Annotated in this window: 15 protein-coding genes; 9 read left to right on the plus strand and 6 right to left on the minus strand. The window is 65.5% G+C overall.

Going from position 1 to position 13,466, the window contains the following annotated elements; translation table 11 throughout:
- Positions 1-51: 51 nt before the first annotated feature.
- From ZRA01_RS02050 to ZRA01_RS02070, 5 genes are all read left to right on the plus strand, one after another.
- Positions 52-648 carry a glutathione S-transferase N-terminal domain-containing protein gene (locus ZRA01_RS02050; RefSeq protein ID WP_141349218.1) on the plus strand — a complete coding sequence of 199 codons (597 nt, stop codon included), beginning with the start codon at positions 52-54 and terminating at the stop codon, positions 646-648.
- Positions 649-729: 81 nt separating this feature from the next.
- Entirely contained in the window at positions 730-1,179 is a 450-nt protein-coding gene (locus ZRA01_RS02055; protein WP_141349092.1) for a ClpXP protease specificity-enhancing factor, read from the plus strand.
- Positions 1,180-1,299: 120 nt separating this feature from the next.
- Complete coding sequence (locus tag ZRA01_RS02060; protein WP_246093255.1) at positions 1,300-1,785, plus strand: hemerythrin domain-containing protein; 486 nt, start codon at positions 1,300-1,302, stop codon at positions 1,783-1,785.
- 26 nt (positions 1,786-1,811) lie between these two features.
- Entirely contained in the window at positions 1,812-2,204 is a 393-nt protein-coding gene (locus tag ZRA01_RS02065; RefSeq protein WP_170182871.1) for a DnaJ family domain-containing protein, read from the plus strand.
- 72 nt (positions 2,205-2,276) lie between these two features.
- Positions 2,277-3,155 (plus strand): flagellar brake protein, encoded by an 879-nt coding sequence (locus ZRA01_RS02070; RefSeq protein ID WP_141349095.1) that lies wholly within the window; start codon positions 2,277-2,279, stop codon positions 3,153-3,155.
- A gap of 13 nt (positions 3,156-3,168) precedes the next feature.
- Here ZRA01_RS02070 and ZRA01_RS02075 read toward each other — a convergent pair whose 3' ends face one another.
- Complete coding sequence (locus tag ZRA01_RS02075; protein WP_141349096.1) at positions 3,169-4,428, minus strand: D-amino acid dehydrogenase; 1,260 nt, start codon at positions 4,426-4,428, stop codon at positions 3,169-3,171.
- 134 nt (positions 4,429-4,562) lie between these two features.
- Between ZRA01_RS02075 and ZRA01_RS02080 the strand changes: the two genes are divergently transcribed.
- The 4 genes from ZRA01_RS02080 to ZRA01_RS02095 all read left to right on the plus strand — a co-directional run bounded on the left by ZRA01_RS02080 (position 4,563) and on the right by ZRA01_RS02095 (position 9,295).
- A complete protein-coding gene (locus tag ZRA01_RS02080) occupies positions 4,563-5,564 on the plus strand; it encodes a class 1 fructose-bisphosphatase (protein WP_141349097.1) in 1,002 nt (333 codons plus the stop codon).
- Between the two features lie 11 nt (positions 5,565-5,575).
- On the plus strand, positions 5,576-7,318 hold the full coding sequence (locus tag ZRA01_RS02085; protein WP_246093256.1) for an autotransporter assembly complex protein TamA: 1,743 nt from the start codon (positions 5,576-5,578) through the stop codon (positions 7,316-7,318).
- 196 nt (positions 7,319-7,514) lie between these two features.
- Positions 7,515-7,829, plus strand: a complete 315-nt coding sequence (locus ZRA01_RS02090) for a c-type cytochrome (RefSeq protein WP_141349098.1) — start codon at positions 7,515-7,517, stop codon at positions 7,827-7,829.
- Positions 7,830-8,095: 266 nt separating this feature from the next.
- Positions 8,096-9,295, plus strand: a complete 1,200-nt coding sequence (locus ZRA01_RS02095; protein WP_141349099.1) for a porin — start codon at positions 8,096-8,098, stop codon at positions 9,293-9,295.
- 144 nt (positions 9,296-9,439) lie between these two features.
- Here the strand turns inward: ZRA01_RS02095 and proB are convergent, their stop codons facing one another.
- The 5 genes from proB to ZRA01_RS02120 form a co-directional block, all read right to left on the minus strand.
- A complete protein-coding gene (gene proB / locus ZRA01_RS02100; protein ID WP_141349100.1) occupies positions 9,440-10,558 on the minus strand; it encodes a glutamate 5-kinase in 1,119 nt (372 codons plus the stop codon).
- On the minus strand, positions 10,539-11,708 hold the full coding sequence (gene cgtA, locus ZRA01_RS02105) for an Obg family GTPase CgtA (RefSeq protein ID WP_141349101.1): 1,170 nt from the start codon (positions 11,706-11,708) through the stop codon (positions 10,539-10,541). The genes proB and cgtA overlap by 20 nt, the downstream gene beginning before the upstream one ends.
- Before the next feature lie 87 nt (positions 11,709-11,795).
- Positions 11,796-12,059, minus strand: a complete 264-nt coding sequence (gene rpmA, locus ZRA01_RS02110) for a 50S ribosomal protein L27 (RefSeq protein ID WP_141349102.1) — start codon at positions 12,057-12,059, stop codon at positions 11,796-11,798.
- 12 nt (positions 12,060-12,071) lie between these two features.
- A complete protein-coding gene (gene rplU, locus ZRA01_RS02115; protein WP_141349103.1) occupies positions 12,072-12,383 on the minus strand; it encodes a 50S ribosomal protein L21 in 312 nt (103 codons plus the stop codon).
- A gap of 90 nt (positions 12,384-12,473) precedes the next feature.
- Entirely contained in the window at positions 12,474-13,214 is a 741-nt protein-coding gene (locus ZRA01_RS02120; protein WP_170182872.1) for a YybH family protein, read from the minus strand.
- Positions 13,215-13,466 lie beyond the last annotated feature (252 nt).

The raw sequence follows: 13,466 nt of genomic DNA on the forward strand, positions 1-13,466 counted from the left end.
CGCGCCCGGCGCGTGGTGCGTGATTCAGAGTATCCGTGGGGTAACACAACGATGATGAATTTGTATTCCGGAACGACAGATCCTTTCAGTCACCGGTGTCGTATCGTGCTCTTTGAAAAGGGCATGGATTTCCAGGTGATTGATGTCGATCTCTTCAACAAGCCGGAAGACATCGCTGTCATCAACCCGTACAACCGGGTTCCTGTGCTGGTTGATCGTGATCTGGTGCTCTATGAGTCCAACATCATCAACGAGTACATCGACGAGCGTTTCCCGCATCCGCAACTCATGCCGCCCGACCCGATCATGCGGGCTCGTGCGAGGCAGCTGCTGCACACCTTCGAGCTTGAGCTGTTCTCCCATATCGACGTCCTCGAGAAGAACCCGAAGGGTGCCGACAAGGAGCGTGCTCATGTCCGCGACCAATTGACGCAGCTGGCTCCGATGTTTGCCAAGCAGAAGTTCCTGCTGGGCGACGATTTTTCGATGCTCGATGTGGCCATCGCGCCGCTCCTGTGGCGTCTCGACCACTACGGCATTGAACTCCCTCGTTCCGCCGCACCGCTGATGAAGTACGCCGAGCGCATCTTCAGCCGCCAGGGCTTCATCGATGCGATGACTCCCTCCGAAAAGGTGATGCGGCGCTGATGTATCGCCGGGGCCGCGGGTTTTGCGGCCCCGTCATCGGGCTTCCCTTCCCGTCGTTCCCCTTGCTCGAAGGTCCGGCTCATGAGTGAAATCTCAACCAAGCCTTATCTGATCCGCGCCATCCACCAGTGGTGTTCCGATCAGGGGCTGACTCCTTACCTCTCCGTTGTCGTCGATCACCGGACCCTGGTGCCGCGCCAGTTTGTCCAGGACGGCCAGATCGTGCTCAACGTCAGCACCGACGCCACCCAGAGCCTGGTGATGGGCAACGAGATGATCGCCTTCCAGGCGCGTTTCGGCGGCGTGGCTCAGAACATCTCCCTTCCCGTCGATAACGTATCGGCGATCTACGCCCGCGAGAACGGTCACGGGATGGCCTTCGAAATCGGCGCTGGCAGCTTCGAGGAAGAAGCTGACGCAGGCCTGGATCTCGAGCCGGGCTTGCCCGAAACCTCGGCTTCAGTCGAAGCCGACGCCGAGCCGAACCCGCCCAAGGGTGGCGGACGCAGTCATCTCAAGCTGGTCAAGTAGGCTCGCCTGCTGCCGGCTTGTTGCCGCATTGACGCCGCTTGATCTGGCGCAGGGCGCGGGGCTCGCCCGGCCCTTAGAGTCGCGCTCAATCTATGTCTGAAAGGTTTTGAAATGGCCGCCATGGAATGGACTGAAAAACTCACCCTCGGTCTGGGCCCGATGGACCAGACCCACGTGGAGTTCGTCGATGCCTACAACCGTCTGCTGAGCCTCTCGGGTGCGGAACTGCTGGCAGCGATGGATGATTTCATCGTGCACACGGTCGAGCACTTCGACCAGGAAAACCGCTGGATGGAGCTGATCGGCTTTCCCGGCTGCCACAAGGCCGAGCACGACCGCGTCCTCGCCGTCTGCCGCGATGTCCGCAAGCGCATGGAGCGCGGTGACACGGCCCTCGGGCGACAGCTGATCCAGGAGCTGCCGGTGTGGTTCGATAACCACGTGGCCACGATGGACGCTGCCCTGGCCTCGTACATCCAGAGCATCGGCTTCGACACCGAGACCGGCGAGATCCGCAACCCGCCGAAGGAAGACTGTGGCGATGGTTCGTCGGCCTGCTGCACGCCGCCGGCGTCCGCTGCAACGGTGGAATCCCAGCCCGCCTGAAGCTTCTCCCCGCCCGGCACTTCCCGGTGAGCATTTTCGATCAACTGGCCGAAGAGCGGATCCGGGCTGCCCTCGAGAAAGGGGAGCTGTCGAGGCTGCCCGGTGAAGGCCGGCCCCTCGAGTTTGATGACGATGCGCTGGTGCCGGCCGAGCTGCGCATGAGCAACCGGATCCTGCGTAACGCCGGTTACGTGCCGCCGGCGATCCTTGAACTGCGCGAGTTGCGCGCCCTCTGCGAGGCCCTGGCGGCAGGTTCCGAGGGCGTCGACTCGGCCGCCACTGCGCGCCGCCTGACAAGCCTGTTGCTGAGGGTCGAGGCGGCGGGTTTGTCCCACGTCTCGTCGGCCATCCTGGCGCGCCTCAACGCTCCCCGCCTGAAGACTCTGACCCCGTCGCCGGCTGTCACTCCCGGGGTCTGAGCCACTGCGCCATTCAAGTCCGCCCGCCGGGTGACGTTATCAGGCGACCGTCTTATACAGCTTGGGTGCGTGATGTCTTTTGTGCGAGTCAATACCGGTGAAGTCGAGGTGGGGCAACCGGTGCCCTGGGCCCTGTACGACGATCGCAAGCAGTTGCTGTTTGCGCGGGGTGTTGTCGTCGAGACCGAGTCCCAGAAGAAGGCCCTCATCGAGCGTGGCCTGTTCCGCAAACTCCCGGTCAACGATACCCGTTTGAATACCGAGAGCGGCGACAAGCCCGCCGACAACCTGTGCGCTTTCGATGACATCAAGCTCGACATCGGCGACACGCTGCAGCTGCAGTCCCAGGGCGAGGGTCCCCAGAGCCGCTTCTATGTCCGGCTCATCGGCTACCTCAAGGGCCGCAGCATCATCGTGACGACGCCAACCCAGGACGGCAAGGTGCTGTTGATGCGGGAAGGGCAGGGCTTCGTGGTGCGGATGTTTTCGGGCAAGAGCGTCTATGCCTTCGGAACGTCCATCCACAAGGTGGCCAACGTGCCTTTTCCCCATCTGCATCTGAACTACCCCGGCCAGGTACGTGGCCTGGTGGTCCGGCGAGGCGCTCGGGCGCGGGTCAATCTGATCGCCGCCGTCGTTGGCGCCGATGGCCGCTCCCACGCGGCGTCCCTGGTGGATCTCAGCACCGGCGGGGCCATGCTCACGGCCAGGTTGCCGATGGGCGCGAGGGATGATCGCCTGCTGCTCAAGTTCCGCGTCGTGGTGAACGAGATCGAGGAATATCTCAGCATCCCGGCCGTGCTGAAGTCGGTTCATGCCGGCGCCGCCTCCGAAGGAGATTCTCCCCTGATCAACCACGGCGTGCAGTTCGAGGAGCTTCCCCATAACCAGCAGGTGGTGCTGTCGGCGTTTGTGTATCGGGTGCTCTTCGAGGAGACAGCGGAGGGCTGAAGCCCTGCAGCGCTCAGCGGGGTTTCAGGAAGGGGAAGGTCGCCTCCGGCTGTGTGCCCGTCACGATATCGGCGATTGCCCGGCCGGAACCGCAGGCCAGGGTCCAGCCCAGGGTGCCGTGGCCGGTGTTGAGGTAAAGCTTGTCGATGCCGCTGTGCCCGATCAGCGGCAGGTTGCTCGGCGTGGCCGGGCGCAGCCCGCACCAGTGTTCAATCTGGCTGAGGTCGGCGGCGCCGGGGAAGTGCTCTTCCAGCCAGCGCACCAGGGCGGCGCTGCGTTCGGGGTTGGGGCTCAGATCGAAACCGTTGAGCTCGGCCGTGCCGGCAACGCGCAGGTGCTGCCCCAGCCGTGAGCACACCACCCGGCGCGATTCATCGGTGAGGCTGATCTTGGGCGCCAGGCCCGCATCGACAACCGGTGCGGTGATCGAATAGCCCTTGACCGGGTAGATCGGCAACTTCAGGCCCAGCGGGCGGACGAGCCCCGCACTGTAGCTGCCCGCCGCCAGCACGATCGCGTCGGCGCGCATCATGCCGCTCCGGTTGGCGTCGTCAAATATGCGCACCCCGGTGATGCTGCCGTGGACGACATCGAACTTGCTTACCCGGGCCCCGAACACGAACCGCACGCCCGCGTCGGCGGCCAGCGTCGCGAGCCCCCGGCAGAACAGGTGGGCGTTGCCGCTCTCGTCGTCCAGCCCATGCAGCGCGCCGGCGAGCCGTGGGCCCAGCGCCGCGAGGGCGGGCTCGACCTCGACCGCTTCGGCGGGGCTGAGAATCCGCCCGTGGATGCCCAGCGCTTCCAGCTCGTCGAGGCGCTGCGGCAGCCTTGCCGCCTCGGCGGCTTTCTCGAAAAGATGCAGGATGCCGCCCTCGCGGGATTCGTAGCGGAGGCCCGTGTCCTGCCTGAGCGCCCGGAGCTGCTGTCGGCTGTAGATCGCCAGGCTGGCGATGGCGGCCGTGTTGCGCGCCGCCCGCCGCGGCAGGCATTCGCGGAGGAAGGACAAACCCCAGCGCCATTGGGCTGCATCGACCCGGATACGGAACAGCAGCGGCGCGTCCTCGCGGCCCAGCCAGCGCAGGATGGTGCCGGGCGCCGAAGGGTTGGCCCAGGGTTCCGGGTGGCTCACCGAGATCTGCCCGCCGTTGGCGAAGCTGGTCTCGAGCCCGGGCCCGGGCTGACGGTCGACAACGGTGACCTTGCACCCGGCCTGGGCGAGATACCACGCACTTGTGACGCCGGCGAGGCCGGCGCCGATCACCAGAACTTCCATGATGCCCTGTGAAAAAACTCAAAGAAGGGCGGCAGGCGGCCGCCCCGACGCGAGGTGAGCAATCATAAACGACGAACGAGGGCGATCCGGGCGATAATCTCGCCTTTCAAGGCCCACTTTTGGAGAAACATGACATGCGTCGAGTCACGCTCACCCAATTTCTGATCGAGCAGCAGCGCAAGGGGCTGATGGACGCCGACCTGCGTCTCCTGATGGAGGTCGTCGCCCGCGCGGTCAAGGCGATCGCCGTCAACGTCTCGAAGGGCGCCCTGGCCGGCGTGCTCGGCGAGGCGGGCAGCGACAACGTCCAGGGCGAGGCCCAGAAGAAGCTGGACGTCATCGCCAACGACATCCTGATCCAGGCCAACGAGTGGGGTGGCCACCTGGCGGCGATGGCCTCCGAAGAAGTCGAGGAGATCCGCCCGATCTCCAGCGACTACCCGCGCGGCGGTTTCCTGCTGCTGTTCGATCCGCTCGACGGCTCGTCCAACATTGACGTGAACATCTCGGTCGGCACGATCTTCTCGGTGCTGCGCTGCCCCGAGGGTTCCAAGGCGCCCACCGAGGCCGATTTCATGCAGCCCGGCACCGCCCAGGTGGCGGCGGGGTATTCGGTCTATGGCCCGTCCACCCAGCTCATCCTCACGGTGGGCGATGGCGTGCATGGTTTCACCCTCGACCGCGAGATGGGCAGCTTCATCTACACCCATCCGAACATGACGATTCCCGAGGACACCAAGGAATACGCCATCAATGCGTCCAACGCGCGCTACTGGGAGGCGCCCGTCCAGCGCTACGTCGGCGAACTGCAGGCCGGCAAGGAAGGCCCGCGGGAGCGTGACTTCAACATGCGCTGGGTGGCTTCGATGGTGGCCGATGTGCACCGCATCCTCACCCGCGGCGGCATCTTCATGTACCCGATGGACAGCAAGATGAAGGCGCAGGGCGGCAAGCTGCGTCTGATGTACGAGGCCAATCCGATGGCGATGATCGTCGAGGCCGCCGGTGGCGCCGCATCGACGGGCCGCGAGCGCATCCTCGAGATCCAGCCGACCAAGCTGCACCAGCGTGTGCCGGTGGTGCTCGGCTCGAAGAACGAGGTCGAGCGGGTCGTCCGCTACCATCTCGAGGCTTGAGCGGTCCGGCGGTGGCGCGCTCTCGTTGCCTGGCTGCCGGCCGTCGGCTGGCTGGCCTGGTCGTCTTTGCGGCCCTGCTGTCCAGCGGGGCGGCGAGCGCCGTCGGTGTGGTGAGCCTCGAGGCGCCGTCCGGCCTGCAGCCTCTCCTCGAGAAGCATCTGGGTTTCATCGGCGAAAAGTCTGGCGACGAGCTCGATGAAGGGGGGCGGGTGGCGCTGCTGCGGCGGGCGCGCAAGGAGGTCGCCGACATCCTCGCCACCGAGGGGCATTTCAAGCCGTCGGTCGAGGGGCGTGAAACACCCGGCGGCGGTTTCGCCGTTGTCGTCGATCCCGGGCCGCGCACCACCATTGCAGATGTCGAACTCCACTTCAGCGGTGCCGCGAGCGGCGCCGCCGAACGCCTCGACGCCCTGCGGGCGGCCTGGGCCTTGCCAGTCGGCCAGCCCTTCCGGCAGGCCGACTGGGACGCGGCCAAGCAGCAGCTCCTCGACGGCCTGAGCCTGCGCGATTACGCCGCCGCGGCCATCACCGCCAGCGAGGCCTTGATCGATCCAGAAAGCGCTAGCGCCCGCCTGCGCGTCGACATCGACTCGGGCCGGGCTTTCCGCTTTGGCTCCATCGAGGTGACCGGCCTCGCGGACTATGACCGTAGCCTCCTCGAGCGCTACCAGCCGCCCGAGCCCGGCGAGCCCTACAGCCAGGAGCGCCTGCTGCGTTACCAGACGGCGCTGCAGAACACGCCTTACTTCGCCTCGGTCGTCGTCGACATCGACCGCTCCACCGCGACCCCGGAGGCCGCCCCGGTGCAGGTTCTCGTCACCGAGGCCAAGCCGCGTCGGGTGGGCTTTGGGGTCGGGGTGAGCAGCAACACCGGTTATCGTTTCGAAACCAGCTACCGCGACGCCCATTTTCTGGACAAGGCCTACAACCTCGTCAGCGGCCTGCGCATCGAACAGCGCCGTCAGCTGGCCTACGCCGACGTCTTCCTGCCGCCAACCCAGGCGGGCTACCTCGACAGCGTCGGTGCGCTGGTCGAGCATACCCACATCGCGGGCCTGCAGACACGGCGCCAGTCCTTTGGTGTGGTCCGCACGATCCCGCGGGGCAACATCGAAAACCGCTTTGCGATCAACTATCAGCGCGAAATGCTGGCGCCCGACGACAGCCTCGGCACGCGGCGCAACGCGCTCACCGCCAACTGGTCGTGGACTGGCCGCTTCGTCGACAACATCCTCGACCCACGGGATGGGCAGGTGCTGAATCTGCAGCTCGGGGGCGCCTCCCAGGCGGTGTTGTCCGATCGCAACTTCGTGCGTGTCTATGGGCGCTACCAGCTCTTTTGGCCGGTGATGCGGCGGGATGTGCTGATCCTGCGGGCCGAGGGCGGCATCACCCTCGCCGAATCCCGTGATGGCGTGCCGCAGGACTTCCTGTTCCGCACTGGCGGCGCCCAGACCGTGCGGGGCTATGCCTACCAGAGCCTGGGTGTGAAGGACGGCAGCGCCACCGTCGGCGGGCGCTACCTGGCGGTGACGAGTGCCGAGTACGTCCATTGGTACGAGGGAAACTGGGGTGTTGCAGCCTTCGTCGATGCCGGCAACGCCAACGACGAGCGTCAGCTTTTCAAGATGAACCTCGGCTACGGCGTCGGGCCGCGCTGGAAGAGCCCGGCCGGGCCGATTGCGGTCGATCTCGCCTACGGCCAGCGCGATCACCGGCTGCGTCTGCAGTTTGCGGTGGCCATCGCGTTCTGATGCGCGCTTTCGTCGCAGCCGTCTGAAACCCGCGCAGCTTCGGCAGGTCAACGCTTGGCGCCCGCGAGGCGTTAAGACTTTGCTACCATCCGCGGCCCGGGCCGGCGTTCCGGCCAGGCTTTCATGATTGGCAAATTTGCGGCGGGAAGTTTAGACTCCGCTAATATTCTGCCTACTTACACCGAGAGGGATCACAATGAAGAAGCTGTTTGCTGTTGCCGCCATCGCCGGCCTGCTGGGCTCCACCGCCGCTTTCGCCGACGCCGGCGCCGATCTGGCCAAGGCCAAGAACTGTCTGGCCTGCCACGCCGTCGACAAGAAGCTGGTCGGCCCCTCCTACAAGGACGTGGCCGCCAAGTACAAGGGCGACAAGACCGCCGAAGCCAAACTGATCGAGAAGGTCCAGAAGGGTGGCGTTGGCGCCTGGGGCCAGATCCCGATGCCCCCCAACCCGCAGGTCAACGCTGCCGAAGCCAAGACCCTCGTGGCCTGGGTGCTCGCCCAGAAGTAAGTCCTCCGGGCTCCGCCCCGTCAAAAGCCAGCCTTCGGGCTGGCTTTTGTGCTTTCCGGGCCGGGCGTGGCGGAAGCTGCCGAGAGTGAGCGGGCGTGTTGCGCCCTTGCAACAGTCCACCGGCCCCTCGCACCCAAAAAACAACGCCGTCCTTGCCCGGGCTTTGCCACCCAAGGACAATGCAGTCCAACTTCTCGTTAGAGAGGTGAAATTGGTCGGCCCCGCGAAAGCGGTGCGTGCCAGTCTTCAATCAAGAGGAGAATCATATGCAAAAGAAACTGATCGCTCTGGCCGTTGCTGGCCTGGCCTCCACCGGCGCCTTCGCTCAAGCCAACGTCACCGTCTACGGTGTCGCTGACGCCACCTTCGACGTCGTCAAGGTTTCCGGCGACGCCGTGAACGACCTGGGCAACACCACCCGCGTTTCCACCAACTCTTCCTACATCGGTTTCAAGGGCGCTGAAGCGCTGGGCAACGGCCTGACCGCCGTGTTCCAGTTCGAGAGCGGTGTTGGCTTCGACAACGCTGGCACCCTGGGCACCACCCGTGACAGCTTCGTCGGCGTTGCCGGCGGCTTCGGTACCGTGGTTCTGGGTAAGCTGACCGGCCCGACCCGTGCTCTGGGTGGTGCGGTTGACGTCAACTCCGGCGCCACCAGCATCGGCGCTAACTCCGCCCTGCTGGGCAAGCTGGGTGGCTACCTGACCTCCGGCACCACCATCAGCCAGACCGGCGCCACCGCTGGCGATGTCGTCACCAAGGCCTGCGCTGCTTCCAGCATCTGCGTGTCCCCGTTTGACGACCGCTGGAACAACGCCATTGCCTACGTTTCCCCGACCTACGCTGGCCTGAACGCCACCGTTGCTTACGTGGCTAACGAAAACAAGGCTTTCAACGGCCTTGGCCCCCAGAACACCTCCGGCTATGACGTGGGCCTGAAGTACGCCAACGGCCCGGCCATGGCTGCTGTGACCTACAACAAGGTCCGTTTTGGTGACAACTTCGACACCCGTGCCGGCGACTTCCGTATCGGTGGTACCTACAACTTCGGCATGGCCTCCGTTCGCGCCCTGTTCGACCGTGTCCGTCTGGACGTGGACGGCGCTCGCGTTACCCAGAACGTGTTCGGCCTCGGCGGCACCTTCAACGTGACCCCGGCTGGCAAGCTGATTGGTCAGTTCTACATGGCCAACGACCTGAAGGCTGACGGTTCCAGCGCCAAGGACACCGGCGCCAAGCTGTTCGAGATCGGCTACGAGCACAGCCTGTCCAAGCGCACCATCCTCAAGGCTGTGTACGCTCACCTGAACAACGACAAGAACGCCAGCTACGACTTCGGCATCAACGCTGTCGGCACCAACGCCAACGTTTATGGCTCCCCGGCTGGCACCGCTGCTGCTCCGCTCGGCAACACCATCGGTGGCACCCTGCAGGGCATCCAGATCGGTCTGCGTCACTCCTTCTAATTCAGACTCCGTCTGAGCTAGAAACGGCGGGCACCTTCGGGTGCCCGTTTTTCGTTGACGTTTTCCGGTGGCTAACTTTTTAGCGGAAAAGTGCAGACGAAAAAATGGCCACCCGAGGGTGGCCATTGCTTTTGGTGCGGAGTGCTAGCCGATCAGCACCAGGTTGTCCCGGTGAATGAGCTCGGTTTCTTCCACGTAGCCCAGAGTGTTCTCGATCTCCGCCGAGCTGTGGCGGGCAATGCGGCGGGCGTCGTTGGCGGCGTAATTGACGAGGCCGCGCGCGATCTCGCGGCCATCCGGCGTGCGGCAGGCGACCACCGCGCCACGGTTGAAGTCACCCTCGACGGCGGTGACGCCGATCGGCAGCAGGCTCTTGCCTGACTTCAGGGCCTCTACGGCGCCGTCGTCGAGGATCAGGCTGCCGGCCAGCTGCAGGTGATCCGCCAGCCATTGCTTGCGGGCGGCGAGTGGCGTGCTGGAGGCGTAGAGCAGGGTGCCGACCTGCTTGCCATCGGTGACCCGCAGCAGCGCGTCAGCCTCGCGGCCGCTGGCGATGCAGGTGTGGGCGCCGCTGCGGGCGGCGCGCTGGGCGGCGCGTACCTTGGTGATCATGCCGCCCTTGCTGATGCCGCTGCCGGCGCCGCCGGCCATGGCCTCGAGGGCGGTGTTCTCGGCGCGCTCCTCACCGATCAGCGTGGCGGACGGGTCCTTGCGCGGGTCGGCGGTGTACAGGCCCTGCTGGTCGGTGAGGATGATCAGCGCCTCGGCGTCGATCAGGTTGGCGACCAGGGCGCCGAGGGTGTCGTTGTCGCCGAACTTGATCTCATCGGTGACCACCGTGTCGTTCTCGTTGATGATCGGCACCACGCCCAGCTCGAGCAGGGTGATCAGCGTGGAGCGGGCGTTGAGGTAGCGGGTGCGGTCGGCCAGGTCGGCGTGGGTGAGCAGGATCTGGGCGGTGTGCAGGCCGTTCTGGGCGAAGACGCTCTCGTAGGCCTGGGCGAGGCCCATCTGGCCGACGGCCGCCGCCGCCTGCAGCTGGTGCATCTCCTGGGGTCGGGCCGTCCAGCCGAGGCGCTGCATGCCAGCGGCGATGGCGCCCGAGGAGACCAGCACTACCTGGCGGCCGTCGGCGATGAGGGCGGCGATCTGGCGGGCCCAGTCGGCGAGGGCTTCGACGGCGAGGCCTTCGCCGTTGTTGGTGACGAGGGCGCTGCCGACCTTGACGACGAGGCGGCGGGCCTTACTGATTCGGGTTCTCATCGCGGTCTTCCTGTTCGTCGTCTTCGTCGTCGTAGTCTTCGTGGCGGGTGTCGTAATCGTCGTCCACTGCCTCCGGGGTGGTCTCGCCGCGCTCGGCGGCGGCTGCCGCGGCCGCATCGGCGGCGGCCTGGGCTGCGGCTTTTTCTTCGTCGAGGATGTCCTGGATCGCGAAGACGACCTCCTGGCAGCCGGCGCGGCTGATCGCCGACACTTCGAAGTGGCGCTCGACGGGGCCGTAGCCCTCGAGGAAGGTGGCCACGCGGGCCTCGCGCTCGTCTTCGGGGATCAGGTCGAGCTTGTTGAGGACCAGCCAGCGGCGCTTGTTGGCCAGCTCTTCGTCGTATTTGTGAAGCTCTTCGACGATGGCGTGAGCGTCGTGGACGGGGTCGGCTTCGGGGTCGAAGGGGGCCAGGTCGACGATGTGCAGCAGAATGTGGGTGCGCTGCAGGTGGCGCAGGAACTGGTGGCCGAGGCCGGCACCGTCGGCCGCGCCTTCGATGAGGCCGGGGATGTCGGCGATCACGAAGCTGCGGTTTTCGGACGTGCGCACCACGCCGAGGTTGGGGGCCAGCGTGGTGAAGGGGTAGTCGGCAACCTTGGGCTTGGCCGACGACACCGCGCGGATGAAGGTGGATTTGCCGGCGTTGGGCATGCCGAGCAGGCCGACGTCAGCCAGCACCTTGAGCTCGAGGTTGAGGCTCTTGCGCTCGCCTTCCTGGCCCATGGTCTTCTTGCGCGGGGCGCGGTTGGTGCTGGTCTTGAAGTGCAGGTTGCCGAGGCCGCCACGGCCGCCGCGGGCGATGATCACGCGCTTGCCGTCCTGGTCGAGGTCGGCGATGAGCTCGCCGGTTTCCTGTTCGGTGATGACGGTGCCCACCGGCATGTGCAGCTCGATGTCGTCGCCACCCTTGCCGTAGCAGTCGGCGCCGCGGCCGTTCTCGCCGCGTTCGGCGAGGAAGGTGCGCTTGAAGCGGAAGTCGATCAGGGTGTTGAGGTTGCGGTCGGCGACGGCGTAAACGTCGCCGCCCTTGCCGCCGTCGCCGCCGTCCGGGCCGCCCATCGGGATGTATTTTTCGCGGCGGAAGGTGGCGGCGCCGTTACCGCCGTCGCCGGCGATGACTTCAATACGGGCTTCGTCGAAAAATTTCATGGGTGTTTCCGGTTGGGGCGTTGTTCAGGCCCTGAATGAAAAAAAGCCCTATCGCGAGATAGGGCTTTGAATACGTGCGAGCTGAACTTATTCAGCGGCGGGCACGATGTTCACGGTGCGACGCTTCTGGGCGCCCTTGACGGTGAACTGCACGGTGCCTTCGGTCAGCGCGAACAGGGTGTGATCCTTGCCGATGCCGACGTTTTCGCCCGGGTGGTATTCGGTGCCGCGCTGGCGAACGATGATGTTGCCGGCGAGGACGAACTGGCCGCCGTAGCGCTTGACGCCAAGGCGTTTACTTTCTGAGTCGCGACCGTTACGGGAACTGCCGCCAGCCTTTTTGTGTGCCATGTCGGTTTCTCCTTAGGCCGAGATCGCTTCGATGCGAAGCTCGGTGTAGTTCTGACGGTGACCCTGATGCTTCTGGTAGTGCTTGCGGCGACGCATCTTGAAGATCTTGACCTTGTCGTGACGGCCGTGGGAAACCACGGTGGCCGTGACGGTGGCGCCAGCCACAACGGGGGTGCCGATCTTGACCGACTCGCCTTCGCCGACCATGAAGACCTGGTCGATGATGATTTGCGAGTCCACGTCAGCCGGTATCTGTTCTACTTTGAGTTTTTCGCCGACGACGACGCGATACTGCTTGCCGCCGGTTTTTATGACCGCGTACATGGATGTACTCCGATTGAAGGGTTTTCAGGAAACGCGCAAGTATATATGCGGCCGCCTGTCGAGTCAAACAAAGCATGGCCTGCCGGCGCCTTAGCCGTTGGTGTATTCCCGTAGGATCAGCCATTGCCCATCGCGGCGGACGAGCTCGAGGGTTTTCTTGTCGGTGAGGGTCTGGGCCTCGGCGCGGTAGATCTGCTGGAAGCGGGCGCTGGCGGTGTCGCCGCTCTGCTCGATCTGCAGGTCGATGATCTCGACGCTGATCGCCCCCGGGCGTGACAGGCGCTGCCGGCGCTGGGCGAGCCAGTCGCCGTGGGTCAGCTTGCCGGCTGGCTTGAAGTCGGGGGCGTAGTGCCCGAGGTAGTCGTCGATGGCCTTGTTCTGCCACGCCGCGGCCCAGTCATTGACCCGCTTGCCGATGGCCGGGTCGGCTTCCGGCGCGGTGGGGGCGGGCGCCGCAGCTGTCGCTGGTGCGGGCGCCGGGCCGGCGGTGGCAATGTTGACCTTGGCGAGATGGGCGGCTTCAGGGGGCAGGATGCCCTCGGAGCCGGATTCGAAGTCGCTGCTGGTGGCGCCGGCTCCCGGGCCGGAAACGGTGGCTTGTACCGGCGGGGTGACCGCGGTGGGGCGGGGGGCGGCCTGCTCCGGGGCGGAGGCCGCCTGTGAGGCCGTGGTGAAGGGCAGCGATCCCTGCAGGCCGAGCTTGATGGCGAAGAGGGCGGAGACGATCAGGAACATCCCGGCAACGCCTGCCGAGAACCAGAGGAGGGTCTGGCTGGCGGACAGGGCCTTGGTGGTGGCCGGGCGTGGCGTCTTGCTTGGTGCGGAGTTCATTGAATGAAGCCGGAGAAAGTCATTGGTGCACCGGATTTTATGTCGTCGGGGATGCGCAGGTGGTGACCGTGCCTTTTGCCGGGCTGAAACTGACGTAAGTTCACAGAGGCCTGCGCTCGGGCCGGCTGTTGTGTGCGGTGGGAGCTTCCGCGCTGGCGGCCGTGTTGCAGCCTTCAGATGGGACGTGCGCGCCTCGCTCGGGCCTGCCATTTTAGACAGGCCCGGGCGAGGGCGATGAACGGCGGGTGCGCC

It is taken from the genome of Zoogloea ramigera (genome assembly GCF_006539865.1).
In the GTDB taxonomy this organism is placed as follows: Bacteria; Pseudomonadota; Gammaproteobacteria; order Burkholderiales; family Rhodocyclaceae; genus Zoogloea; species Zoogloea ramigera.

Coding starts and splice junctions, on each gene's coding strand:
- ZRA01_RS02095 (WP_141349099.1), top strand. CDS start 8,096: ATGCAAAAGAAACTGATCGCTCTGGCCGTTGCTGGCCTGGCCTCCACC.
- ZRA01_RS02120 (WP_170182872.1), bottom strand. CDS start 13,214: ATGAACTCCGCACCAAGCAAGACGCCACGCCCGGCCACCACCAAGGCC.
- rpmA (WP_141349102.1), bottom strand. CDS start 12,059: ATGGCACACAAAAAGGCTGGCGGCAGTTCCCGTAACGGTCGCGACTCA.
- ZRA01_RS02060 (WP_246093255.1), top strand. CDS start 1,300: ATGGAATGGACTGAAAAACTCACCCTCGGTCTGGGCCCGATGGACCAG.
- ZRA01_RS02070 (WP_141349095.1), top strand. CDS start 2,277: ATGTCTTTTGTGCGAGTCAATACCGGTGAAGTCGAGGTGGGGCAACCG.
- ZRA01_RS02080 (WP_141349097.1), top strand. CDS start 4,563: ATGCGTCGAGTCACGCTCACCCAATTTCTGATCGAGCAGCAGCGCAAG.
- ZRA01_RS02055 (WP_141349092.1), top strand. CDS start 730: ATGAGTGAAATCTCAACCAAGCCTTATCTGATCCGCGCCATCCACCAG.
- cgtA (WP_141349101.1), bottom strand. CDS start 11,708: ATGAAATTTTTCGACGAAGCCCGTATTGAAGTCATCGCCGGCGACGGC.
- ZRA01_RS02075 (WP_141349096.1), bottom strand. CDS start 4,428: ATGGAAGTTCTGGTGATCGGCGCCGGCCTCGCCGGCGTCACAAGTGCG.
- proB (WP_141349100.1), bottom strand. CDS start 10,558: ATGAGAACCCGAATCAGTAAGGCCCGCCGCCTCGTCGTCAAGGTCGGC.
- ZRA01_RS02090 (WP_141349098.1), top strand. CDS start 7,515: ATGAAGAAGCTGTTTGCTGTTGCCGCCATCGCCGGCCTGCTGGGCTCC.
- ZRA01_RS02050 (WP_141349218.1), top strand. CDS start 52: ATGATGAATTTGTATTCCGGAACGACAGATCCTTTCAGTCACCGGTGT.
- rplU (WP_141349103.1), bottom strand. CDS start 12,383: ATGTACGCGGTCATAAAAACCGGCGGCAAGCAGTATCGCGTCGTCGTC.